Genomic DNA, 24,720 nt, shown 5'->3' with positions numbered 1-24,720 from the left:
TCAGGAGTTAACCATGTCCCGGAAAGAAGTTCTGTACACCCCTTACAATGGGGCCGTATTGCTGGAGAATCCGCTATTAAATAAAGGACTCGCTTTTATTAAAGAAGAGCGTGATAATTTTAATCTGCATGGGTTATTGCCGCACAACGTTGAAACTATTGAAGAACAAACCGAGCGCGCCTGGGTACAGTTCTGTCATTTTAAAAGCGATATCTCGCGTCATGTTTACCTGCGAAATATTCAGGACACCAATGAAACTCTCTTTTACAATCTCTTGCGTTCGCATCTGAAAGAGACGTTACCGATTATCTATACCCCGACGGTCGGTGAAGCCTGCGAGCATTTCTCTACGATTTATCGCCGCGCGCGCGGCTTGTTTATTTCATGGCCTAACCGTCATCGTATTGATGAGATGCTGCAAAGCTTTTCACGCAACGACGTTCGCGTGATTGTGGTGACGGACGGGGAACGTATTTTAGGGCTTGGCGACCAGGGTATCGGCGGTATGGGCATTCCGATTGGCAAGCTGTCGCTCTATACCGCCTGCGGAGGGATCCATCCGGCCTCCACCCTCCCGATTATGCTGGATGTCGGCACCAATAATCAGCAACACCTCGACGACCCGATGTACATGGGCTGGCGTCATCCGCGCATCAGCGACGACCAATACGCTGAGTTTATGGATATGTTTGTCAGCACCGTGAAAGCACGCTGGCCCAACGTTCTCCTGCAGTTTGAAGACTTTGCGCAGAAAAACGCCACCCGCCTGCTCCAGCGCTACCGCGACCAGCTGTGCTGCTTCAATGATGATATCCAGGGCACGGCAGCGGTCACCTCAGGTACGCTGATGGCGGCGGCCCATGCGGCAGGCACCCGCATTCGCGATCAGCGCGTTGTCTTCCTGGGCAGTGGTTCTGCCGGGTGCGGGATCGCTGAAAAAATTGTGGCGCTGATGGTGGATGACGGCCTGAGCGAGTCCGAAGCGCGCAGCCGGATCTTCATGGTCGATCGCTTCGGTCTGCTGACCGACGACATGACCAACCTGCTCGATTTCCAGAAAAACCTGCTTACCGCGCGCGACGCCGTTAGCCGCTGGCAGGTAGAGGCGAAGAATATTTCCCTGCTGGACGTGGTTAAGAACGCGCATCCTACGGTGATGATCGGCGTTTCAGGCCAGCCGGGGCTGTTCAGCGAAGAGATTGTCAAAGAGATGCATCGCCACTGCCCGCGTCCGATTATCATGCCGCTCTCAAACCCGACGTCGCGGGCGGAGGCCCAGCCTCAGGATCTTATCGCCTGGACCCAGGGAGCCGCGCTGGTGGCCACCGGCAGTCCGTTCGCGCCGGTATTCTGGGAGAATGCACACTACGAGATTGCCCAGTGTAACAACGCCTATATCTTCCCTGGTCTGGGGCTGGGCGTTCTGGCCTGTAACGCGCGCCGGGTCACGGAAGAGATGCTGATGGCAGCTAGCCGCAGCCTGGCCGCGCAGTCTCCTCTGGTCACCACGGAAAAAGGTGGATTGCTGCCGCCGGTAGATCAGATTGAAACGGTCTCACGCCAGATTGCCGTCGCCGTCGCCCGGGCTGCGATTGAACAGGGCGTGGCACCGGCGATAGATGATGAGACGTTGATGGCGCGTATCGAGAAGACCTGGTGGCAGGCGGACTATGCGCCGTACCGCCGATCCGCGCTGTAGCGACGGTCATGCCCTCACCGCAGGGTGAGGGCATCGCTGAGGCTTTAGTGCTGTATGCCTGATCGGTCAGAAAAATCGCTGGCGGAGATAATATCACCCCGTGGTGCCACGCTCTTGCGGCGGCCATACCGGTCAGGTACACCTTCAGGACGCGTTTTGAAGCGCCGGTGCAGCCACATATACTGTTCTGGCGCCATCCGTACAGCGTGTTCAATCGCCCTGTTCATCTGCGTCGCCACGGCTTCTTTATCGCCGCCCTGCAACGCCTCGCTGATATCGTCCAGAATGATCAGCTCGTAACCGGTGCCATCCGCCTTACGGCGCGGCACAAAGGGAATGACGGCAGGCTTAGCGCTTTTGACCAGCATATAGCTTCCAGCGGTCGTCGCAGCATCCGGCACCGCAAAGAACGGCACAAATACGCTATTGGTTTTGCCATAGTCATGGTCCGGGGCGTACCACAAAATTTCATTTTGCTTCAGCGAGCGGATCATGCCCTTTAAATCATGACGATCGAGCATGGTTTTATTGGAACGCAGGCGCCCGCGCGTCTGAAGCCAGTCCAGCAGGGCATTATTATTAGGACGATACACCCCGATACCCGGGTTAAGCATGCCAAATATCCGCGCGCCCAGCTCAAGCGTCAGAAAATGCATCCCCACCAGCACCACGCCCTTTCCCTGCGCCCTGGCCTTTTCCATGTGCTCATAACCCCGCACGGTAAAGTATTTCTTCACCCGCCACTCGGGCCAGAACCATGCCATCCCGGTCTCGATCACCCCCATTCCTACCGATTCAAAATTAAGCTGCAGCAATGACTCTCGCTCCGCCTTTTTCATCTCCGGGAAACAAAGCTCCAGGTTGCGGCGGGCAATTTCGACGCGGCGGGGAAGCAGGCGCATCGCCAGTCGACCAAGGCAATGACCGATTCTGAACAGAAGCGGATAAGGGAGCAGCATGATGAGCCACAGCGCGGCAATGCCGGCCCAGCTTAGCCAGTAACGGGGATGAAGAAAGGCGAATGAAAAACGGGGTAATTTTGTCATCAGAAAATTATCCTTTAACGTGTCTGTCCTTAATTGATTCTGTTGAAGATCTTTCCTAAGGATTAATAATATGTCAGCCAGAAACGTTAAGTGTAGCGGATAAGACAAAACGCATTTTTATCGATTTTTGCGAAAAACGGGAAAACAAGCCGGGGAGGACTTATTCGCTCCCCGGCAAAGATCTTACATCGAATACCCGGGCTTCTTAATAAGCTCCTCCAGCTTCGGTCCAATTTCGGTATCCCAGACCTGCGCCTTCCAGTCTTCAGGCGCGATCTGGTTCAACGCCACCGACACGGAACTGTCTTTGCTGTTGAAATGGCGAATAATCACGTCGGCAATATCCGCCGCCAGGGCCGTTTTTTGTTCGTCGTTCAAATCACGGGGAAAACATTTGATATCTACGTGTGGCATGTGCAGGCTTCCGGTTGTGAATGTGGGTTACACGTTATCAGATAATATTGTTTGCCTTTAACACCTTGTGCAGTTCCGGTAGCTGACATACGGTGTCCGCAATTGCCGTGAATTTAGGGGTGTTTTCGGCAAACCAGGCGTGACGAGGCCCCCAGGTGCGCGCCACCGCAATATACACATCCAGCAGCGTCAGCCTTTCCCCCAGCGCAAACGGGGCGGCCTTAAGCTGACTTTCGAACCACAAATAGAGGGATTTCCGGTATGCGATGCAGTTTTTCTGCAGCTGTTCCGGCGCATCCGGCACCCAGCGTTCCGGATAGTCTGCATACGTAAATGTTGGATAGACGTTGGCCACAAACCAGATCAGCAGACGCTGAAACTGCTGGCGTTCGGCCTGCCCCACGGGCGGAGCAAGGTCGGGACATCTGTCGAGCACCATCAGGGCAATCGCCGCCGTTTCGGTCATGATGGAGCCATTTTCCAGCGCCAGCGTCGGCACCTGACACAGCGGGTTGAGCTTTTGCAGGAGCTCACGCTGCGGGCCGGGCTGGTCAAACCCGTCCACGTTGATAAATTGATAAGGGATATCAGCCAGGGTAAGCATCACTTCACCGATCGCCGAGCCCCAGCCGGGTACGCCATAGAGTTTAATCATGTTGCCCCCTCAGGAGTGAAAATCCTAAGTGTAGAGCACCATTAGTAGGTTATCCCAGGCGGGTTGACCTCCGACTGTGCCACCGCTTCCCCCTGCTCGCCCCAGCGCGCCAGCACCTTCTGGTAATCTCCCCGCTTGATCGCGCCGTCCAGCGCCGCCTGTAACGCGTACACCAGCTCATTGCCTTTTTTGGTCGTGGTCGCGACATAGGCTTTTTTCGGCCCTAAACCGACCACGCGGGTTTTACCTGTGAGTGCCGCTTTATAGGCTGAAACCGACTGAGGGCCAAAGAACACATCCGCCCTGCCGGACTGGATATAGAGATTGCCCGAAGCATCATCGTGGAGATAAACCGGCAGCGCAGGCTCGCGCCCCGCCTTTTTATTCTCTTCGTTCCAGCCCAGCAGAATGCGTTCCTGATTCGTACCGGAGCCGACAATCACCCTTTTCCCGGCCAGATCTTCCGCGCTTTTGATTGACTGGATCTCACTGGTGGATTTCACCGAAAACGCCAGCGAGTCGACGCGGTAGGTCGCAAAATCAAACTTCTCTTTACGCTGTTCGGTCACCGCAATGTTCACCAGCGCCACGTCGTAGCGCCCGGAGGCGATCCCCAGCGGCCAGTCTTCCCACGCCGTCGGCACCAGCTTCAGCTTCAGCCCCAGGCTGCCCGCCAGCAGGCGGGCGATATCCGGGTCGCTGCCAATGCGCGTACGGTTATCGCTGGCCAGCAGCGCCAGCGGCGGGGAGTTCAGCATTGAGACGGCGACCGTCAGCGTACCCGGCTCCACGAATTTGTAACCGGCGGGGATCTTCGCCACGGCCTGCCGATCCACCGTCACCGGCAGCGGCTGTTCGTTAGCTTTCAAATCAATGCTGGCGTGGCTCACCGTCGTGAAGACCAGCCCCGCCAGAAGTCCATATTTCATCTGCGCTCCTTACAGCACTTTTGACAGGAACTGGCGCGTTCGCGCATGTGACGGACGGTTTAATACCTCGTCACTGCTTCCCTGCTCGACAATTTTTCCGTCTACCATAAACACCACCTGATCCGCCACTTCCCGGGCAAAGCCGATCTCGTGAGTGACCACCACCAGCGTAGTCCCGGACCGGGCCAGTTTTTTGATTACGTCCAGCACTTCCCCTACCAGCTCCGGATCCAGCGCCGAGGTGGGTTCATCAAACAGCATCACGCGAGGACGTAACGCCAGCGCACGGGCAATGGCAATACGCTGCTGTTGCCCGCCGGAGAGATGCCGCGACCAGGCATCGGCTTTATCCCGCAGCCCGACCACGTCCAGCAGGCTGTACGCCCTTTCTACCGCCTCTTTTTTGCTGAGCTTTTTATGCGCAATGGGCGCCTCAATCAGGTTTTCCAGCACCGTGAGATGCGGAAAGAGATTGAAGTTCTGGAACACATAGCCCACGTTGACGCGCTGTTTGAGGATCTCCTTCTCCTTCAGCTCGTAGAGCCTGTCTCCCTGACGACGGTAGCCAATGTAATCCCCGTCGATCTGAATAAAGCCTTCATCGACGCGCTCCAGGTGATTAATGGTGCGCAGCAAGGTTGATTTGCCTGACCCGGACGGCCCGAGAATGACCGTCACGGACCCGGGCGGGATCTCAAGCGAAACGTTGTCGAGCGCCTTATGGCGGCCAAAAAATTTGCTGACGCCGGTAATCGAAATATGTCCTTCAGGAGAGGCTTGCATGGATAGGCTCCTGTGCTGGCGTGGTGGTGACAGAACGGGTACGACGGGCGGCACGGTTCTGATTAACGGCAGAGCGGCGTTCGCTGCGGGCAAGTGCGCGTTCAACACCGTACTGGATAGCGGACAGGACGGTGGTGATCGCCAGGTACCAGGCGGCACCGACCATCAGCAGCGGGATCACCTCCTGCGTGCGGTTGTAGATCATCTGGATGGTATAGAACAGTTCCGGCATCGCCAGGACGTACACCATCGCCGTGCCCTTCGCGAGGCTGATGATTTCATTGAACCCCGACGGCAGAATGGTGCGCAGCGCCTGAGGCAAAATGATGCGCACCGTGCGACGCCAGGCCGGCAGGCCGAGCGCGGCGGCGGCCTCATACTGCCCGTGATCGACCCCGAGGAAGCCCCCGCGAATGATCTCAGCGGTATAGGCGCTCTGCACCAGGGTTAGCCCCACCACGGCGGTAGAAAATTGTCCCAGCACGTTGATGGTTTCAAAGCTGCCCCAGGTAATGCCGGTGAACGGCACGCCGAGCGAGAGCGTGTCGTAGAGATAGGAAAAGTTGTACAGAATGATCAGCACCACAATCAGCGGCAGCGACCGAAACAGCCAGATGTACGCCCACGCCAGGCTGCTCAGCAGCCAGGATGAAGAGAGTCTCGCCAGGGCCAGCATGCCGCCAAACACCACGCTCAGCGCGGTGCCGATCAGCGTCAGCAGCAGGGTCTGTCCGACACCTTCGAGGATCACCGGGTCGAAGAACCAGCGGGCGAACACCGCCCACTCCCAGCGCGGGTTAAAGGCCACGGACTGAATCACGACCGCCAGGACAAACAGCGCCACCGCGGCGCCGACGGCCCGCAGCGGATAACGCGCCGGGACCACCTTAATGGTTTCAACGTTGCTCATCGTCGTTCCTCATGCGGTTTTACTGAACGCTTCACGTACCAGCGTTTTGGTGAAACGCAGCCGACCGTCAAACGGCGGCTGGCTGTACTCTTCCGGATCGCGGTTCAGATCGAACTGCGGCTGATAGCCCTGGCTAAGATAGAGCCTGACCGCCTCCGGCTGACGAAAGCCGGTTGTCAGGTAGATCTGACTGTACCCTGCCAGCACCGCCCTGCGCTCCAGCTCCTGCACCACGCGCCCGGCAAGCCCCTGCTGACGCAGGGTTTTGTCCGTCCAGATGCGTTTGATTTCCGCGGTGCGTTCGTCGAACGGTTTGTACGCGCCGGTGGCGATAATCTTCCCGTCGCGCTCCAGGACGATAAACAACCCCTGCGGCGCTAAATACCACTCGGTGAGCTCCACTTCCGCGTCTTTAGAGAAGTAGTCCCCGTAGCGGGCGGCATATTCACCAAACAACCCCTCGATAATGGGCTGAAGTTCAGCATCTTCCGGTGATACATCACGAAATCGTTCGCTCATCACGCCTCCTTAATCACCCAGGCCAGCCGGGTTCACTTCGGACTGAGGAATGCGCTCGACCCCTTCTCCCCAGCGGTTCAGCACTTTGTCGTAATCGCCGTTTTTGATGACGCCGTTCAGCGCGGTTTGCACCGGCTCAACCAGTCCGCTGCCTTTTTTCAGCGTCACCGCGATGTGCGCCGCCTTCGGCCAGCCGCCGTCGACGCTGCCCACCAGTTTGGTTTTCCCGTTCAGCGCCGCTTTCCAGGCGCCAATCACGTTCGGACCAAAGTAGGCATCCGCGCGTCCTGACTGCAGCGCCAGCGTTTGTGCCGCATCGTCTTTGGTGTAGATCGGGGTAAAGGGCTTCAGCCCCTTCTTCAGGTTTTCGGCATTCCATGCGAGCAGAATGGCCTCCTGGTTGGTGCCGGAGCCGACGATAATCCGCAGCCCGGCGATGTCCTCAGCCTTCTCAAGCGACTTGATCGGGCTGGTTGATTTCACGTAGAACCCGAGGGAATCTTTTCGGTAGGTGGCAAAGTCAAACTTCTCTTTACGCTCTTTGGTGACGGTGATGTTGCTGATGGCGGCATCGTATTTCCCGGAGGCCACGCCCAGCGGCCAGTCTTCCCAGGAGGTGGGCACCACGTTCAGCTCCAGCCCGAGGCTGTCGGCGACCAGACGGGCGACGTCAACCTCGCTTCCCAGCAGCGTTTTGTTGTCGTCGGAGAAGACCGTCAGCGGCGGTTGATTGAGCCCCGCAACCGCCACGGTAAATTTCCCCGGCACGGCAAAGCGATAGTCTTTCGGCAGCTGTGCCACCGCATCATTGTTTTTGGCAGTGTTAACCGGCGTTTTATTGGCCTCGATGCTCACGCCGGTGCCGTTAATATTCACATTCTCTGCCCAGACGGCAGGGGTAAAGGCCAGCGCGAGCGCCAGAATAAGCGATGTTTTCTGCATAGCGGGGTTCTCTTTTATTGTTGTGTGTACTGGTTTTTCGGTTGGTCTAAACCCAGGCTTTCGCGCAGCGTAGTGCCCGGATAGTCGGTGCGGAACAGGCCGCGGGCCTGAAGAATGGGCACCACCTGGTCAACAAAGCGCGGGAAGGTATTCGGCGTACCGCCCTGAATGATGAAGCCGTCAGCGGCATAGCCTTCAAACCAGGCCTGCAGACCGTCAGCCACCTCTTCCGGCGTACCGGAAAAGCGCGGGCGCGGTGATGCAGCTTCAAGGGCTACCTGACGCAGGGTTAAGCTGCGCTCGCGGGCGTTACGCTTAATTTCATCGGTGGTACTGCGGAAGCTGTTTTTGCCTAAATCGCCGATATCCGGGAACGGCTCGTCGAGCGGATACTGGCTGAAATCATGATGTTCGAAATAGCGCCCGAGGTAATTGAGGGCATCGTTAATCGACACCAGCGCCGCCGTGGTCTGGTACTGGTTTTCCACGTCCTCGGCGTCTTTTCCCACAATCACGCTGACGCCCTGGAAAATATGGAGATCCGACGCGCGGCGGCCGTTTGTTTCCAGCTGCTGTTTTACGTCGCGGTAAAAGGCTTTTGCCTCGTCGAGGGTTTCGTGATGGGTAAAAATGGCGTCGGCATGTTTCGCCGCCAGCTTTTTCCCGTCGTCCGACGCCCCGGCCTGAAAGACAATCGGACGCCCCTGCGGGGTGCGGCCAATATTCAGCGGCCCGGCGACCTGGAAGAAATCACCGTGATGATCCAGGGTGTGAAGCTTTGACGCGTCAAAGAATTGCCCGCTCTCTTTATTACGTACGAACGCATCGCCTTCCCAGGAATCCCACAGCCCTTTCACCACGTCGAGATACTCATCGGCGATCCGGTAGCGCAGCGCATGCTCGGGGTGTTTTTCTCGGGAAAAGTTCTTCGCCGACCCTTCCAGCGGCGAGGTCACCACGTTCCAGCCCGCGCGTCCGTTGCTCAGATGGTCGAGGCTGGCGAACTGGCGCGCCGTGGTGAAGGGTTCGCTGTAGGAGGTGGATAAGGTTCCCACCAGCCCCAGGCGCGAGGTGATGCTGGCGAGAGCAGATAACACCGTCAGCGGTTCAAAGCGATTTAAAAAATGCGGGATGGATTTCTCGTTTATGTAGAGACCGTCGGCAACGAATAAAAAATCGAGTTTGCCCTCCTCCGCCTTTAACGCCGTCGATTTGACGAAATCAAAATTGATACTGGCATCGGCGACGGCCTCAGGGTGACGCCAGGCGGACATATTTCCGGATGCACCATGCAAAATGGTCCCCAGCCGCAGTTGACGATGTGCAGACATATTCACCTCTTAAGAATTAAACGTGTTGCAGGGCTTTTTCCGCAAGCTGTGCAAAATAGCGGGCAGCGGGCTCAATTAAGGCTTCATCCGGATTAAATGCCGGATGATGTAAACCGTACGGGCTGTTGCTGCCGATGCTGACAAACGCCCCCGGGATCTGCTGCAGATAGACCGCAAAATCTTCCCCGCCCATATGCAGCTCGGCGTGCCGGGTTTCGTATCCGGCGTCCCGGGCGACCGAGGTGGCGAAATCGGCCCAGCGTTCGTCATTCACCAGCGCGGTGGGCCCGGCATACCAGGTGATATCAATCTGCGCGCTGAAGGCGCTGGCAAAACCGGCAGCGATTTCGCCCACGCGGGATTTCACATTCTGCTGCACTTCCGTGCGATGGGTACGCAGCGTGCCTTCCAGCTCGACGCTTTCCGGCAGCACGTTCCAGGTGTTACCGCCCGCAATGCGCGTCACGCTCAGCACCACCGAATCCAGCGTATTGACGTTGCGGCTGGCGACGCTTTGCAACGCCGTCACCAGCTGGCTCGCCAGTACAATGGCGTCGTTGCCTTCGTGCGGACGCGCGGCGTGCGCGCCCTTGCCGGTAATGCGGATCACAAAGCGGTCGACGTTGGCATAGAACGGACCGCCGCGGGTAGCGAACTCACCGACCGGCAGGCCGGGCTCGTTGTGCATGCCGAAAATGGCACTGACATCGCGTAAGGCACCGGCGCGCACCATGCTCTTCGCACCGCCAAAGTTCTCTTCGGCAGGCTGAAACAGGATCCGCACCCGGCCGTTAAGCGAGGCCTCTCGCTCTTTCAGCTTTAACGCGGCGCCGAGGATGACGCTGGTGTGGATATCGTGTCCGCAGGCATGCATTACGCCTGCACGCTGCGAGCTAAACGGCACGCCGCTGCGCTCTTCAATCGGCAGGGCATCAATATCCGCCCGCAGCGCAATCAGCTTGCTGCCCGAGCCGATTTCCGCCACCAGCCCGGTAGACAGGTCGTAAGGCTGCGGGGTAATCCCGGCATTCGTCAGCCACTGGCGCAGGCGCGTCGTGGTCTCCACTTCCTGGCCGGAGAGCTCCGGGTTCTGGTGCAGTTCGCGACGCCAGGCAATCAGCTGTTCGCCAAAGCTCATACGGTGACCTCCTTGTTAAGACGCGCCTCGGCAAGCAGACGCAGCGACGCGACGCGCGTTGCTCCCTCCGCTACCGGCGTGTCGATGATAAATTCGTCAATGCCCCACTGCTGATGCAGCGCGTTGAGCTGTTCCACTACCGACTCCGCGGTGCCCGCCAGCAGCGACTGCGCCCGGCGTGCAATGCGCACCGGCTCACTGCCCGCCTGACGCGCAAAAGCGTAGGCCTGCTCTTCGCTGGCCACGGTGACGCGCTGCCCGTTTGCCAGCTCAACGCCCCACACTTCGACCTTCTGCGCCAGCGCGTCTGCCTCGGCCTGCGTCGGCGCGACAATCGCCTGTACTGCCACTATCACGTCCCGCGCGCTGTTCTCACGCCAGGTCGATACCACCTCGCGCAGCAGATCCGGGTCACCGTTCAGGTGTGCGGCAAACACAAAGTGCCAGTCGAGCCTGGCGGCCAGCAGCGCGCTTTCGGTACTCGCGCCCAGCAGGAAACCTTCAGCAGGCAGCGGCGGCAGCGGCGTGGCGCGGACGGCTTCTTCAGTAGCGTGATGCTCAGGACGGATCCAGCGGTCGAGCTGGGCCAGCTGTTCGGCAAAGCTGCCCTTTTCCTGTTGATTCAGGCCCTGCTGCAGCGCGCGGGTTGAGAGCGGTAATCCGCCGGGGGCTTTCCCCACGCCGAGATCCACGCGGCCAGGCGCCAGCGCGGCCAGCACGTTGAAGTTCTCGGCGACTTTATAGGGGCTGTAGTGCTGAAGCATTACGCCGCCAGACCCGACGCGAATGCGCGTGGTTTGCCCGAGGATCCAGGCAATCAGCAGCTCCGGGGAAGGGCTGGCAAGCTGTGGGGTGTTGTGGTGTTCGGCAATCCAGAAACGGTGATAGCCCAGATTTTCTGCCTGCTGCGCCAGCGCCAGGGTACGTGCCAGTGCATCGGCAGCCGTTTCGTTTTCAGCGATGGGGCTTTTATCCAGAATGCTGATTCGCCATGACATGTTGCGTTCTCGTTTGACTTAACATGTCGTCATTATTAAAGGCGCATTTCACCACTGAGAAACAATTAATTTACATTTAGTTTGCCGGAAAACAGATATATAAAACCATGCTAAGAATAAGACTTTAAGGAGGCAATCAGCGTTTCCACCTGCTCCCGACGGGTAATGCGGACGAAGCGAATATGGCTATATTGCGGGTTTTGCAGATCGGCTTCATAGCGCTTGCGGTTGTTACGCCAGGTTTTCATCGTCCAGATGATAATCGATTCTCTGCTGAAGAACGCGCGCCGGAAACTCTCTTTATTCCCCGTTCCCGGCCAGAGCTCGTGCTTATGCCAGGCCCGCTTTATTGCTCGCGTGACGGCCTGCCAGAGGGTGCGGATAAACCCATAATCCACCCACACCACCACATCTACATCGCGCCATTTCACAGGCCGCGTGCGGTTGTAGTTACCGTCCAGCACCCAGTCTGGCGACGCCTGTAGCGCCTGCTCCAGCTTTGCCTGAAACTCGTCGTCCGGCGTGCCCTGCCAGTCAGCCTGCCAGTAGAGTCTGTCCATCTCGATACAGGGAATAGCCAGTTCGGTCGCAATCCGCTTCGCCAGCGTGCTTTTTCCACTTCCGCTGGTTCCTATGACGTTAATTTTCACCTCAGCCTCCCTGTTTTTATGAAAATGAGACCAAATTATAGCGTTTTCATCCTGTTAACGAAACGCTATTTCAGCATGACAATTTTTCCCGGGAAGCGATCTCCCTCTTACAGTTTGGCTTATGTCATTTATTTAAAGCGCCTCCCAAAAACGCCTCTGAAAATATTTTCATTTTTATTACATTCGATAGCATTAACCGTTTAAAAATAATATGTAGCGAGTATTTCAGACAGCCAAAAATTCAGAGAGAATAAGCAGCAGACAGTTATAAAAATAATCTCATTAATCTTGCCGGAGTGCTTTCCGGACGTTTTTTTATTCTTGCACAACATCATGGAGTTACTCATGAGGCGTAACACACCCGTTACACAAAACGAGTATTTACTTAACGCTGGTTCGACGTTAATGTCCACCACCGATACAAAAAGTCATATTACCTATGCTAATTCCGCTTTTATTGAAGCCAGCGGATATAAAGAAGAACATCTTCTTGGTGAGCCGCATAACCTCATCCGCCATCCCGACATGCCTGCCGAAGCGTTTGGCGACATGTGGTTTACCCTGCAGCAGGGCGAGACCTGGACAGGGCTGGTGAAGAACCGTCGTCATAATGGCGATCACTACTGGGTGCGGGCCAACGTGACGCCGGTCTGGCAGGGTGGATCCCTGACGGGCTATATTTCGGTGCGAAATATCCCCGCACGGGAAGAGATCGCAGCCAGTGAAAAACTGTATGCAAAAGTGCGTAATAACGAATTAAAACATTACCGTTTTTATAAAGGACTGTTAGTTCGACGCGGTTTATTTTCCTTTATGTCGCTTTTTAAATGTCTCAGCACCTGTAAACGAATCCATCTTGGTATTGCGACGACAGCGTTACTCTCCTGCCTGGCGGTGTATTTCTTCCCTGATAAACTTGTGCAGTCGGGGAGTCTGGCGCTGCTCTTTTCTGCCCTTGCCTGTTATCTTCACGCGCAGATCGCACGGCCGGTAAAATCTATTGTTCAACAGATGCAGCGCGTGGTTTCAGGACGTAAAACGGACTATTACCATTTTGACAGGATCGATGACATCGGGCTGATGATGCGCCTGGTGAATCAATCAGGTTTGAACCTGAATTCGCTGGTTGACGATGTCGGGGCGCAAATCAGCGGGATTGGCACCATCAGCCAGCAGGTCGCGAAAGAAGGTGCGGCGCTGCAAACGCGCTCTGAAGAAACCGCAGACTTTCTGCAGCAAACCGCATCTGCGGTGGAAGAGATCGCCAGCGCGGTGAAGCAGACGGCAGAAACCGCGAATGAAGCGATCCAGATGGCGGATCGCACCAGCGACAGCGCCCACTGCGGTGAAGCGATGATGAAAGAGACCATCGGTATGATGCAGTCCGTGTCGCAGGATAACGGCCAGATCGTCGATATTATCAGCGTTATCGATCGCATTGCCTTCCAGACCAATATTCTTGCGCTGAATGCCGCCGTGGAAGCGGCGCGCGCGGGTGAAGCCGGGCGCGGCTTTGCCGTGGTGGCGGCTGAGGTGCGCAATCTTGCGCAGCACTCCGCGACGGCGGCGAAAGAGATCAAAGCGCTGATCGAGAAAAACGTTGCCAGCGTCAACGCTGGCGTGGAGAAGGTGGTACAAACCGAATCACAGCTGACGGTCATGATCGACCATGTTCTGCAGGTTTCCACCTTGATTAAGGAGATCGGCCACGCCACCCAGGAACAAACCCAGGCGCTGACGCTGATCAACGCCTCCCTCTCCCGTATCGGCGCAATGACCCAGAGCAATACGGGGATGGTGGATAACGTCACTCACGCTGCGAATCACCTGACGCAGCGGACGACGCGCCTGCAGCAGGCAATTTCCGTTTTTGGCGGTTAGCCGTTCGGGTACTGCTCGTCAGTCACTTTTTCCAGCCATGTTACCGGGCTGCCGTTTACCGCTTCGGCGATGGCAAGATGCGTCATCGCCGTTTGCGCATTTGCGCCGTGCCAGTGCTTCACGCCGGGTGGGATCCAGGCGATATCGCCCTGATTCAGGATTTCCGCCTCTTTGCCCCACTCCTGTAACCAGCCGCGCCCCTGCGTCACAATCAGCGTTTGTCCCAGGGGATGCGTATGCCAGGCCGTGCGCGCGCCCGGCTCAAAGGTTACGGTTGCCCCGCCGACGCTGGCAGGTTCGGTCGCCTGAAAGGGTGCGTCAATCCGAACAGTCCCGGTAAACCAGGCTTCCGGTCCTCGTACTGAAGGTATTGAACCGCTGCGGATAATTTTCATCTTTTGCTCCTCGTTGACTGTTGCGTTAACAGTAGCGCAAAGCACTCGGCAGCATTAGGGTGCATAATCAGATAGGACACATGACTGAAACTCATAAATAGAACCGCGATGCTAAAAGATAATTTCAACGATCTGCTCTCCTTTATGGTGGTGGCCCGCGAGCGCAGCTTTACGCGCGCAGCGGCGCAGCTGGGCGTCTCGCAATCGGCACTGAGCCATGCGATGCGCAAGCTTGAGGCGCGATTAGACGTTCGCCTGTTAACCCGCACAACCCGCAGCGTGGTTCCGACACCCGCGGGTGAGCAGCTTTTTTCGCGCCTCAGCCCGCATCTGCTGGAGATCGAACAGGAACTCACGGCGCTTCGCAGCACCCGCGACAAACCCGCAGGCGCTATCCGCATCGTCGCCGGCGAGCACGCGATGGATGCCGTGCTCTGGCCGGTCCTGAAGGCTTTTATGCTGCAATATCCTGACATTAACGTCGAAGTGATGGTCGACAATGGCCTGACAGATATCGTAGATGGCCGCTTCGACGCAGGGGTTCGCCTGGGTGAACAGGTGGCAAAAGACATGATTGCGGTGCGGATTGCGCCGGACATGCGCATGGCGGTCGTCGGCTCCCCGGATTACCTGGCTCGTTTTGGCGTGCCGCTCGTGCCGGAGCAGCTGGGTGAACACCGCTGTATCAATCTCCGCCTGCCCACCCGAGGGGGATTGTATAACTGGGAATTTGAGCGCGACGGGCGCGAGCTTCGCGTGCGGGTTGACGGACAGCTTACGCTGAATAACCTGTCGCAGCGCATCGACGCCGCGGAGAATGGTCTCGGATTAGCCTACGTGCCCGAGTCCTCGGTTCTGGACGCTCTGAATCAGGGACGGCTGGTCAGGGTCCTTGAATCGTGGTGCCCCACGTTTGAAGGATACCACCTCTATTATCCGAGCCGCCGGCAGCACACAACCGCGTTCAGGTTACTTCTCGATGCCCTGCAGCAGCAAAAATTTATACCATCTGGTAATAATTAAGAGAATCTGATGATTAAATAATCAACCTCGCCATTGTTTTGACTAAAAACTCATCACGATTCAGCGTGTTGTGATCCCCGTCGGCTCTGACCACACGATTTCCTTCGACGTGCATCACTTTCGGCACGGTTATATTTTGCGTCGCTTATGAATTGCAGGTAGGATGCCTCGCCATGTTTCGCCTTATCCATACGCAGAATGACTGGGAAGGCGACATGTGTTTGCGCAGAAGCAATCGTTTGTATTGCTTTCTGCCAGGCAGGACTATCACGATAATGGTTCAGACAGGCAAACAGGTAACTCAATGAAAACAAGCAATAAAAGCGCAGCCGATCATCATGCTGCTAAACGTCGCTGGTTGAACTCTCACGAAGAGGGCTACCACAAAGCGATGGGCAACCGTCAGGTTCAAATGATCGCCATCGGCGGCGCTATCGGAACGGGTCTGTTTTTAGGTGCTGGTGCACGCCTGCAGATGGCTGGCCCGGCTCTCGCCCTGGTCTATCTGGTGTGCGGGATCTTCTCTTTCTTCATTCTTCGTGCACTGGGCGAACTGGTACTGCATCGCCCTTCCAGCGGAAGCTTCGTCTCTTACGCCCGTGAATTCCTCGGTGAAAAAGCGGCCTACGTTGCGGGCTGGATGTACTTCGTCAACTGGGCGATGACGGGTATTGTCGATATCACCGCCGTTGCGCTGTATATGCACTACTGGGGCGCGTTTGGTGATGTGCCGCAGTGGGTCTTTGCGCTTGGCGCGCTGGCGATTGTCGGCACCATGAACATGATCGGCGTGAAGTGGTTCGCGGAGATGGAGTTCTGGTTTGCGCTGGTAAAAGTGCTGGCCATCGTGGTGTTCCTGGTCGTGGGTACCGTCTTCCTCGGCAGCGGTAAGCCGCTGGATGGCAATGCCACCGGCTTCCACCTGATAACCGATAACGGCGGATTCTTCCCGCACGGTCTGCTGCCTGCGCTGGTACTGGTTCAGGGCGTCGTGTTCGCCTTCGCCTCTATCGAACTGGTGGGCACCGCGGCAGGTGAATGTAAAGATCCGCAGACGATGGTGCCAAAAGCCATCAACAGCGTGATCTGGCGTATCGGTCTGTTCTACGTCGGTTCCGTGGTGCTGCTGGTTCTGCTGCTGCCATGGACTGCCTATCAGGCGGGCCAGAGTCCGTTCGTGACCTTCTTCTCTAAGCTGGGCGTGCCTTACGTGGGCAGCATCATGAACATCGTGGTCCTGACGGCGGCGCTCTCCAGCCTGAACTCCGGCCTTTACTCTACCGGTCGTATCCTGCGCTCCATGTCGATGGGCGGTTCCGCGCCGAAGTTCATGTCGAAGATGAGCAAGCAGCAGGTTCCCTATGCAGGGATTCTGGCCACGCTGGTGGTTTACGTCTTTGGCGTGTTCCTGAACTATCTGGTGCCGTCCCGCGTATTTGAGATCGTTCTGAACGTGGCTGCACTGGGGATTATCGCTTCCTGGGGCTTTATCGTGGTCTGCCAGATGCGTCTGCGCAAGGCGATTAAAGAAGGCAAAGCGGCTGATGTGAGCTTCAAGATGCCGGGCGCACCGGTGACCTCCTGGCTCACCCTGCTCTTCCTGTTCAGCGTGCTGGTGCTGATGGCGTTCGACTATCCGAACGGTACCTACACCATCGCGACGATTCCGCTGCTGGCGGTACTGCTGATTGCCGGCTGGTTCGGCGTGCGTAAGCGCGTTCACGAGATCCACAGCACCGCGCCGGTTCATCACGACGATGAAAAACACGACGCACCGCTGGTGGAAGAAACCTCGCGTTAAGCATCCAGAAAGCATTAAAAAGGGAAGGCAAATGCCTTCCCTTTTTTTATCTTACAGCGCGATACGAATGACATCGTCAGGCTGGGTGGCTTCCTGCTGGCGGGTGGATTTTTGTTTCACCGTCACATACAGCGTTTTACCATCGGCAGAAAGCGCCAGGCTGTTCGGGTAGACCGGCGTGTCGAACGTTTTAGTCACCTTATACGTTTTCGCATCAATCACGCTCACCTTGCCGGCTTCACGGTGGGTCACGTAGGCTTCGTTGCGGGCCGGGTTAAACAGGACCGCCAGGGATTCCGGCGCGGCGATTTTCTCGATCACGCTGCCGTCTTTCAGGCTCACTACCAGCACTTCCGGCTGTTTTGAATCAGTCAGGAACGCACGCTGACCGGCAGCGTCGAGGCTCAGGTTCAGATAGAAGTGCTCTTTCCCGTCGTCCTGCACTTTTTTACGGCTGATAATCTTGTTGCTGGCCGTATCAATCGTCACCAGTTCACCGTCCGCATTCGTGGTATAGAGACGTTTCGCCTGCGCATCCAGCGCCAGACCGGTGCTGTAGGTGCCAGTATTTGCAATGGTCTCTTTCAGCTTCAGCGTTGCGCCATCCACGACCCAAATCACGCTCTCTTTGCCGACACCAGTGATGTAAATCGTGTTGCTCGCGTCATCCGCCACCAGCTGGCGCGGCTGCAGCGGTTTGACGGTTTCGCTGCGTTGACGCCCGTCCAGCACCAGACGTCCTTTTACGTCGCCCGTTTTTGCATCAATCGCGGTTACCGCGCCGTTGATGGTGTTGCCAAACCACAGGGTTTGCGTCGCGCTGTCGAGAGTGGCACCAAAGGGTTTCAGATCGCTGTGAATCGCCTGCGTCACGTCCAGCGTGACCGGATCAAGACGGTAAACAACCCCGCCCTTATCGGTTTTGCGGCTTTGCGAGGTCGCCACCCACAGCGCATTCTCCTGCTGGCTCACGGCCATTTCATACGCCCCTTTGCCCACCGCTTTACGCAGCATCTCTTCGGCGGCATGCGCCTGGAACGTCCCGGCGAGCAGTAAAGTGGCAGACAGCAGTGACAGGCTCAGACGCGGCGAGCACAGATGACGTAAAGACATAACAATTCCTTTTCTGAAAAGAGGGGTTTGGGCTGACATCACTTCCTGCAGGCAACGTCATGGCATCGCCTTTTGATAATGAGAATAGTAATCATTAATCAACTGAATGTGGAGTTTTTCTTTCCCACACCACCTTTCATTAACGCAATGTGCGGTTATAGTTTTCAAAACATTTACAAAACCTTTAACATGTATGGACATGTTCCATTTGGTTCGTTTATACACCACAACCGGTTTTATTCATGAAAATCATTTCTGCCCGTAAGGCCTCTCTCCCGCTGCTGCTGGTTCCCGTTACTTTCGCGCCGCTTACCGCTATGAGCGCAGAAGAACAGACCATGATCGTCAGCGCCACGCCGCAAACCGTATCGGAGCTGGATACCCCGGCCGCGGTCAGCGTCGTCAATGGCGATGACATGCGCCACGCCTCGCCTCGCATCAACCTGTCTGAATCCCTCGGCAGCGTTCCGGGACTGCAAATTCAGAACCGCCAGAACTATGCTCAGGATCTCCAGCTTTCGATGCGTGGGTTTGGCGCCCGCTCAACGTTTGGCGTGCGCGGTATCCGTATGTACGTCGACGGTATCCCTGCCACCATGCCGGACGGACAGGGCCAGACCTCCAACATCGATCTCTCCAGCGTGGAGAGCGTTGAAGTGCTGCGCGGCCCCTTCTCTGCCCTGTATGGCAACGCCTCTGGCGGCGTGATTAACATCAACACCCAGACCGGGCAGCAGCCGCCAACCATTGAAGCCAGCAGCTATTACGGCAGTTACGGTACCTGGCGCTACGGCATGAAGGCCACCGGTGCGATGGGCGACGGCACCCACGCAGGCGATGTGGATTACACCGTTTCCACCACCCGTTTCACCACCCAGGGCTATCGCGATCACAGCGGCGCGCGGAAGAATCTGGCCAACGCCAGGCTGGGCGTGCGTATTGATGACGTCAGCAAGCTGACGCTAATCTTCAACAGCGTAGACATGAAGGCCAACGATCCGGGCGGTCTGAGCTATCAGGAGTGGCAGAATAATCCGCGTCAGTCTCCGCGTGGCGATCAGTACAATACCCGTAAGACCATCAAACAGACCCAGGCCGGCCTGCGCTATGATCGCCAGCTCAGCGCTCAGGACGACCTCAGCGTGATGATGTACGCCGGTGAGCGTGAAATGACGCAGTACCAGTCGATTCCGTATCAGCCGCAGCTGAAACCTTCCCACTCCGGTGGGGTGATTGACATGCAGCGCCACTATCAGGGCGTGGATACCCGCTGGACGCATCGTGGCGAGCTGCTGGTGCCGGTGACGTTTACCACCGGCCTGAACTACGAAAACCTGAGTGAAAATCGTCGCGGCTACGAGAACTTTGTGATGAGCAACGGCGTGCCGGACTACGGCGTCAAAGGCGATAAACGTCGTGACGAACGTAACCTGATGTGGAACGTCGATCCTTATCTGCAAAGCAGCTGGCAGCTGACGCAGAAACTCTCTGTCGATGCGGGTGTCCGCTACAGTTCGGTCTGGTTTGATTCCAACGACCATTACGTTACGCCGGGCAACGGCGACGACAGCGGTGACGCGAGCTATCACAAGTGGCTCCCGGCGGGTGCCGTGAAGTATGCGGTGACTGACGGGTGGAACCTCTACGCTGCCGCAGGGCGTGGATTTGAAACGCCAACCATCAACGAACTCTCCTATCGTGCGGATAATCAGGGCGGTCTGAATATTGGCCTGAAGCCATCCACGAACAACACCTATGAAGTGGGCAGCAAAACCCGCATCGGCAACGGCCTGCTGACGGCGGCGTTGTTCCGCACCGATACGGATGATGAGATCGTGGTGGACTCCAGTTCCGGCGGCCGCACAACCTATAAAAATGCCGGGAAAACCCGTCGTCAGGGTGTGGAAGTTTCCCTGGATCAGCAGTTCGCTGAGAACTGGAAGCTGAAGATGGCGTGGACGTACCTGGATGCCACCTACCGGACTAACGTCTGCAGCGACGCAGACTGTAACGGTAACCGTATGCCGGGGATTGCGCGCAACATGGGCTTCGCCTCGTTTGGCTGGCAGCCGGAGGAAGGCTGGTACGCGGGCACGGACGTGCGTTACATGAGCGACATCATGGCCGACGACGAAAACACCGCGAAAGCGCCGTCGTACACGGTAGTCGGGTTGAATACCGGGTATAAGTTTAACTACGGCAACTGGGGAATGGACGTCTTTGGCCGCGTCGATAACCTGTTCGATAAAGAGTACGCGGGCTCGGTTATTGTCAACGAGTCCAACGGCCGTTATTACGAACCTGCGCCAGGCCGTAACTATGGCGTCGGGCTGTCGGTCTCTTATCGCTTCGAGTAAGAAAAAGAAAAGTTTATTTTATATATGAAATAACCCTCCTGATGGCAATAAGCCATCAGGAGTTATTCACCAAATAAATAATTAGGCGCAGTATATAGTCGCTCTGTTAAATAATCTCTCAGTTAAAATATTGTCGCTGTAAAAGAAAATCCGCTTCATCAATCAACTTATCAATTGCCTTCTGGCTGGCCTCCACATCTCTCCGCTCAAGGGCTGAAAGAAGCTCATCATAGTGATACGTTGACGTTTTGATGTCGTTAAGTTCCTGATGCAGGTAGTTCATGCAGGGTCCGATGCGCACCCATAACTGTTCAATTAAGGCATTAAGCGTAGGCATTTCCGCATATTGATAAAGCGTAAACCGGAAGATGCGATTTGCATGCAATGCCTGCTGAACGTTTCCATTGCGCATAGCCTCATGGAAGGCCTCTGACATTTTGCGCAACGCCTCCAGCTTGCCGTCTGACATATTCTGGCATGCAGCGGCAACCGCCATCGGCTCAAGCTGTTTTCTGATGGCGTTAATCTCGTTATAACGCTCCAGCGTCACCTCAGGGACCAGAAATGCCTGCGCTGGCGTGGCGTGAAGCGCGCCCGAGGAGACCAGGCGCAGCAGCGCTTCGCGGACCGGCGTAATACTGGTGCCTAATTTATCAGCAATCTCTTTCGTAATCAGTCGTGCTCCTGGTTTGAGGGAGCCTGTAATTAACGCCCCTTTCAAACTGTGTTCAACCTGCATGGTAAGGCTAACCCTTTGGGCTTTTTCTAAGTGATCCAAATCAAGCATGTGGAATTCCTGTAGCTAAAACTTAATGCTATTTTTAAACGCCAGTTTTAATAAAACGGCGCCGGTACGATATATCCTGTATCGTCATGCCTGGTGGTGGGAAGTACGTAAAACAGCCAAAAAAAGCAAACATCATTTTTTTATCGTTTTCGGGCTCATCCGGGATGATGGCGCGAAAAACCCTGTCCAGTAATTAAAGACAATATATCGTATCTTCACAAATAAATATGGCGGGAAACCCCGCCATTGTGCTCTTTATTTATTGTCACTCGCGACGCGAATCACGACTTTGCCGAAGTTTCGTCCTTCCAGCAGGCCAATCAGCGCCTCGGGGGCGTTTTCCAGCCCGTCCGTCACCTGTTCGCAATAGTGGATTTTCCCCTCCTGCACCCAGCGCCCCATCGCCTCCTGGAACTCATGAATGCGATGCCCGTAGTCCTGGCCGATAATAAAGCCCTGCATACGAATGCGTTTCTTGAGAAGGGTCGCCATCAGGAGCGGCAGGCGGTCCGGCCCGTCAGGCAGGCCCGTCGCGTTATAGCCGCTCACCAGGCCACACACCGGCACGCGCGCGGAGGTGTTCAGCAGGGGCAGCACGGCATCAAACACTTTCCCGCCGACGTTTTCATAATAGACATCAATACCGTTCGGACAGGCGTGTTTCAGCTGGTCGGCAAAATCCGCCGCATGGTGATCCAGACACAGGTCAAAGCCGAGAACCTCAACGGCATGGCGGCATTTCTCTGCGCCACCGGCCACGCCGACCACCCGGCAACCTTTGATTTTGCCGATCTGCCCGACTGTCGCGCCAACCGGGCCGGTCGCCGCAGCCACCACCAGCGTTTCACCCGCTTTCGGTTGCCCGATATCCAGCAGCCCCATATAGGCGGTAAAGCCCGGCATACCCAGTACGCCCAGCGCCCAGGAAGGATGAGACGGATTTTCACCCAGCTTCACCAGGCCGCTGCCGTCCGAGAGTTCATACTCCTGCCAGCCGCTGTAGCCCAGTACCCATTCACCGGCTTTGAAGTCGGGATGGTTTGACTGCTCAACGCGGCTGACCGTTCCCCCCACCATCACCGCACCGATCTCAACCGGGGGTGAATAGGATGGCGCGTCGCTCATGCGACCCCGCATATAAGGGTCCAGCGACAGCCAGACGGTACGCAGCAAAAGCTGCCCCGCACCCGGTTCCGGAACAGGCTGCGTTTCCAGACGAAAATTGTCCGCGACCGGCGCACCCTGTGGACGAGAGGCCAGTACCCAGCGGCGATTTTGCGAAACAGGTTGGTTCATCAGGATCTCCTTCTGGTACAAATGTCATTACAGCCTGGCTCACGATCGGCGTTATCGCATTAGCATTACGAGCCAGACTGGTTGAGTCGTACAACCAGATAGATGCAGGTTTCATTCGTCTCGTTGATGAACCGGCAGTCATTCGGCGGCCCCAGCTCTAGACAGTCTCCGGCGTGCATCTCGTGGCGCGTATCGCCCTCCTGAAACACCAGCTCACCGGACTGGAGCCAGATAAGCTGACGTGCCAGCGCGTAAGAAGAGGCAGGCATAGGAACATCGCTGCCCGCAGGCAGTTCAACCTGAACCAGGTCGATGGGCAGATCGGTACGGGGAGAAACATGGCGGCGGAGGTAGTGCGTCTGCGGATCGCGCCAGACGGGCTGGTTTGCCAGGCGCAGCAGCTTGCCCTCCTGCATTTCGGCCCGGGCAATCAGCGTTGACATGCTGATGCCAAACGCGCCAGACAGGCGGGCAAGCAAGGTGGCCGTCGGGCTACTGTCTCCGCGCTCTATCTTGTGGATCATCGCGCGTGAGACCCCTGCCCGGTCCGCCAGCTCGCTGAGGGACCACCCGCGAGACTCGCGTTCAAGGCGAATTCTTGCGCTAATCCGTTGATTCATCGTGTCTGTTATGGTGTTCATGACGTCATACTATAGTGTATGAACGGCATTTCAATGGGCTTTTGATAACAAAAAAATATGGCTTATGCCGTAGCGATCGGGGGATACAGTTGTGTAATATCGTAGCGATAACGTAATACTATAGTGAACAACACACAGAGGCTTCATCATGATCGTTCGTCATGCCTGCAAAGAAGACTGCGCTGCGATAGGCGAGATTTACAACCACGCGGTGCTGCATACTGCCGCGATCTGGAACGATAAAACCGTCGATACCGATAACCGAATCGCGTGGTTTGAGGCGCGCACGCTGGCGGGTTATCCGGTTCTGGTGAGCGAAGAAGACGGTGTCATCACCGGTTACGCCTCTTTCGGCGACTGGCGCGCCTTCGACGGTTTTCGTCATACGGTTGAGCATTCGGTCTACGTCCACCCGGCCCATCAGGGCAAAGGGATTGGCCGCACGCTGATGAAGGCGCTGATTAACGAGGCCCGCGCCATCGGTAAACACGTGATGGTGGCCGGCATTGAAGCGCAAAACCTTGCCTCGATTCATCTCCATGAGACGCTCGGCTTTGTGACGACCGGACAAATGCCGCAGGTGGGAACCAAGTTTGGCCGCTGGCTGGACTTAACCTTTATGCAGCTGCAGCTGGACGAGCGCAGCGATCCGGACGCTATCCCATGAATCAGTCACTGACGCTGGCGTTTCTGGTGGCGGCGGGCATCGGTCTGGTGGTGCAAAACACCCTGATGGTGCGTATCACCCAGTCCTCCTCCACCATTCTCATCGCGATGCTGCTGAATTCGCTGGTCGGCATTGTGCTGTTTGTCAGTATTCTGCTGCTGAAACAGGGCGTGGCCGGATTCAGCGAGCTGGCCGCAACGGTGCGCTGGTGGACGCTCATCCCGGGGCTGCTGGGGTCGTTTTTCGTGTTTGCCAGCATCAGCGGTTATCAGAACGTTGGCGCGGCGACGACCATCGCCGTGCTGGTCGCAAGCCAGCTGATTGGCGGGCTGGTGCTGGACGTGCTGAGGAGCCATGGTATTCCGCTTCGCGCCCTGATTGGCCCAGTGTGCGGCGCGGTGATGCTGGTCGTGGGGGCCTGGCTGGTGGCGCGACGCCAGTTTTGATCGTTACAGTATGGTGCCGCCTTTCGTCAGCTGTTCCTCACGCGCGTCCATCTCTTCTTTATGCTGCTTAACGTGATGCGAAATCGCGGTGCGCAGACGCTGCTGCTGAGTGTAGCGATCTTCACGGCTCAGCTCTGCATCATCGCTTAATTCAATCAGCAGCTCGTTCATGTGGGTAATCACGCTCTCTTCGATGGCGGCATCGACGCGGGCAGTAACTTCGTTTAAATGTGACATTGTCACTCCTTGTTATGTGCCGGGTGGCGGCTACGCCTTACCCGGCCTACAGGGGGAACCGT

General features: G+C 56.7%; 23 protein-coding genes and 1 pseudogene. 7 read left to right on the top strand and 17 right to left on the bottom strand.

Annotated elements, in window-relative coordinates; all coding sequences use genetic code 11:
* Positions 1-13 precede the first annotated feature (13 nt).
* The gene (locus tag ACDO57_RS05030) at positions 14-1,699 is read left to right on the top strand and encodes an NAD-dependent malic enzyme (RefSeq protein ID WP_370883598.1); all 1,686 of its coding nucleotides are present in this window, start codon (positions 14-16) and stop codon (positions 1,697-1,699) included.
* 44 nt (positions 1,700-1,743) lie between these two features.
* On the opposite strand, the gene ACDO57_RS05025 is transcribed toward ACDO57_RS05030, so the two are convergent.
* From ACDO57_RS05025 to ACDO57_RS04975, 11 genes and pseudogenes are all read right to left on the bottom strand, one after another.
* On the bottom strand, positions 1,744-2,745 hold the full coding sequence (locus ACDO57_RS05025; protein WP_370883597.1) for a Kdo(2)-lipid IV(A) acyltransferase: 1,002 nt from the start codon (positions 2,743-2,745) through the stop codon (positions 1,744-1,746).
* A gap of 183 nt (positions 2,746-2,928) precedes the next feature.
* Positions 2,929-3,159: a tautomerase PptA gene (gene pptA / locus ACDO57_RS05020; protein WP_024909599.1), complete on the bottom strand. Its 231-nt coding sequence runs from the start codon at positions 3,157-3,159 to the stop codon at positions 2,929-2,931.
* 37 nt (positions 3,160-3,196) lie between these two features.
* Complete coding sequence (locus tag ACDO57_RS05015; RefSeq protein ID WP_370883596.1) at positions 3,197-3,814, bottom strand: glutathione S-transferase family protein; 618 nt, start codon at positions 3,812-3,814, stop codon at positions 3,197-3,199.
* A gap of 41 nt (positions 3,815-3,855) precedes the next feature.
* A complete protein-coding gene (locus ACDO57_RS05010; RefSeq protein ID WP_248271943.1) occupies positions 3,856-4,743 on the bottom strand; it encodes an ABC transporter substrate-binding protein in 888 nt (295 codons plus the stop codon).
* 9 nt (positions 4,744-4,752) lie between these two features.
* A complete protein-coding gene (locus tag ACDO57_RS05005) occupies positions 4,753-5,526 on the bottom strand; it encodes an amino acid ABC transporter ATP-binding protein (protein WP_024909602.1) in 774 nt (257 codons plus the stop codon).
* Positions 5,510-6,436: an amino acid ABC transporter permease gene (locus ACDO57_RS05000; RefSeq protein WP_023327573.1), complete on the bottom strand. Its 927-nt coding sequence runs from the start codon at positions 6,434-6,436 to the stop codon at positions 5,510-5,512. The genes ACDO57_RS05005 and ACDO57_RS05000 overlap by 17 nt, the downstream gene beginning before the upstream one ends.
* 9 nt (positions 6,437-6,445) lie before the next feature.
* Positions 6,446-6,955: a GNAT family N-acetyltransferase gene (locus ACDO57_RS04995; RefSeq protein WP_008501765.1), complete on the bottom strand. Its 510-nt coding sequence runs from the start codon at positions 6,953-6,955 to the stop codon at positions 6,446-6,448.
* 9 nt (positions 6,956-6,964) lie between these two features.
* Positions 6,965-9,228: pseudogene (locus ACDO57_RS04990) on the bottom strand (NtaA/DmoA family FMN-dependent monooxygenase).
* A gap of 16 nt (positions 9,229-9,244) precedes the next feature.
* Positions 9,245-10,366: a M20 peptidase aminoacylase family protein gene (locus ACDO57_RS04985; RefSeq protein WP_148769482.1), complete on the bottom strand. Its 1,122-nt coding sequence runs from the start codon at positions 10,364-10,366 to the stop codon at positions 9,245-9,247.
* The gene (locus tag ACDO57_RS04980) at positions 10,363-11,364 is read right to left on the bottom strand and encodes an LLM class flavin-dependent oxidoreductase (RefSeq protein WP_370883595.1); all 1,002 of its coding nucleotides are present in this window, start codon (positions 11,362-11,364) and stop codon (positions 10,363-10,365) included. Before ACDO57_RS04980 ends, ACDO57_RS04985 begins: the two co-directional genes overlap by 4 nt.
* Positions 11,365-11,474: 110 nt before the next feature.
* The gene (locus ACDO57_RS04975) at positions 11,475-12,014 is read right to left on the bottom strand and encodes an AAA family ATPase (protein WP_024909647.1); all 540 of its coding nucleotides are present in this window, start codon (positions 12,012-12,014) and stop codon (positions 11,475-11,477) included.
* A 345-nt stretch (positions 12,015-12,359) separates the two neighbouring features.
* Here ACDO57_RS04975 and ACDO57_RS04970 point away from each other — a divergent pair, with 345 nt between their 5' ends.
* Positions 12,360-13,895, top strand: a complete 1,536-nt coding sequence (locus ACDO57_RS04970) for a methyl-accepting chemotaxis protein (RefSeq protein ID WP_032647458.1) — start codon at positions 12,360-12,362, stop codon at positions 13,893-13,895.
* On the opposite strand, the gene ACDO57_RS04965 is transcribed toward ACDO57_RS04970, so the two are convergent.
* Complete coding sequence (locus ACDO57_RS04965) at positions 13,892-14,290, bottom strand: cupin domain-containing protein (RefSeq protein ID WP_024909649.1); 399 nt, start codon at positions 14,288-14,290, stop codon at positions 13,892-13,894. The two genes, ACDO57_RS04970 and ACDO57_RS04965, sit on opposite strands and share 4 nt — an antisense overlap.
* Positions 14,291-14,398: 108 nt before the next feature.
* Between ACDO57_RS04965 and ACDO57_RS04960 the strand changes: the two genes are divergently transcribed.
* Both ACDO57_RS04960 and ansP read left to right on the top strand, forming a co-directional pair.
* Positions 14,399-15,313 carry a LysR family transcriptional regulator gene (locus ACDO57_RS04960; RefSeq protein WP_157189251.1) on the top strand — a complete coding sequence of 305 codons (915 nt, stop codon included), beginning with the start codon at positions 14,399-14,401 and terminating at the stop codon, positions 15,311-15,313.
* 304 nt (positions 15,314-15,617) lie between these two features.
* Positions 15,618-17,114: an L-asparagine permease gene (gene ansP, locus ACDO57_RS04955; RefSeq protein WP_024909651.1), complete on the top strand. Its 1,497-nt coding sequence runs from the start codon at positions 15,618-15,620 to the stop codon at positions 17,112-17,114.
* Between the two features lie 51 nt (positions 17,115-17,165).
* Here the strand turns inward: ansP and ACDO57_RS04950 are convergent, their stop codons facing one another.
* Entirely contained in the window at positions 17,166-18,227 is a 1,062-nt protein-coding gene (locus tag ACDO57_RS04950; protein WP_267216389.1) for a YncE family protein, read from the bottom strand.
* A 242-nt stretch (positions 18,228-18,469) separates the two neighbouring features.
* Here ACDO57_RS04950 and pqqU point away from each other — a divergent pair, with 242 nt between their 5' ends.
* Positions 18,470-20,584: a TonB-dependent receptor PqqU gene (gene pqqU / locus ACDO57_RS04945; protein ID WP_370883594.1), complete on the top strand. Its 2,115-nt coding sequence runs from the start codon at positions 18,470-18,472 to the stop codon at positions 20,582-20,584.
* Positions 20,585-20,702: 118 nt separating this feature from the next.
* Here pqqU and ACDO57_RS04940 read toward each other — a convergent pair whose 3' ends face one another.
* The 3 genes from ACDO57_RS04940 to ACDO57_RS04930 form a co-directional block, all read right to left on the bottom strand.
* The gene (locus ACDO57_RS04940) at positions 20,703-21,371 is read right to left on the bottom strand and encodes a GntR family transcriptional regulator (protein ID WP_032647467.1); all 669 of its coding nucleotides are present in this window, start codon (positions 21,369-21,371) and stop codon (positions 20,703-20,705) included.
* A 255-nt stretch (positions 21,372-21,626) separates the two neighbouring features.
* Complete coding sequence (locus tag ACDO57_RS04935; protein ID WP_370883593.1) at positions 21,627-22,667, bottom strand: NADP-dependent oxidoreductase; 1,041 nt, start codon at positions 22,665-22,667, stop codon at positions 21,627-21,629.
* Positions 22,668-22,732: 65 nt separating this feature from the next.
* Positions 22,733-23,308: a helix-turn-helix domain-containing protein gene (locus ACDO57_RS04930; RefSeq protein WP_008501301.1), complete on the bottom strand. Its 576-nt coding sequence runs from the start codon at positions 23,306-23,308 to the stop codon at positions 22,733-22,735.
* A gap of 148 nt (positions 23,309-23,456) precedes the next feature.
* On the opposite strand from ACDO57_RS04930, the gene ACDO57_RS04925 reads away from it, so the two are divergent.
* Together ACDO57_RS04925 and ACDO57_RS04920 are read left to right on the top strand one after the other, a co-directional pair.
* A complete protein-coding gene (locus ACDO57_RS04925; RefSeq protein WP_024907250.1) occupies positions 23,457-23,975 on the top strand; it encodes a GNAT family N-acetyltransferase in 519 nt (172 codons plus the stop codon).
* The gene (locus tag ACDO57_RS04920) at positions 23,972-24,421 is read left to right on the top strand and encodes a DMT family transporter (RefSeq protein WP_008501299.1); all 450 of its coding nucleotides are present in this window, start codon (positions 23,972-23,974) and stop codon (positions 24,419-24,421) included. Before ACDO57_RS04925 ends, ACDO57_RS04920 begins: the two co-directional genes overlap by 4 nt.
* A gap of 3 nt (positions 24,422-24,424) precedes the next feature.
* Here ACDO57_RS04920 and ACDO57_RS04915 read toward each other — a convergent pair whose 3' ends face one another.
* On the bottom strand, positions 24,425-24,658 hold the full coding sequence (locus tag ACDO57_RS04915) for a YdcY family protein (RefSeq protein WP_368741021.1): 234 nt from the start codon (positions 24,656-24,658) through the stop codon (positions 24,425-24,427).
* Positions 24,659-24,720: the final 62 nt, after the last annotated feature.

Origin of the sequence: Enterobacter cloacae complex sp. 2015409 (assembly GCF_041365315.1) — a bacterium.
In the GTDB taxonomy this organism is placed as follows: domain Bacteria; phylum Pseudomonadota; class Gammaproteobacteria; order Enterobacterales; family Enterobacteriaceae; genus Enterobacter; species Enterobacter pseudoroggenkampii.
Note: the sequence above shows the minus strand (reverse complement) of the source record. Positions and strands in the feature narration are given on the sequence as shown.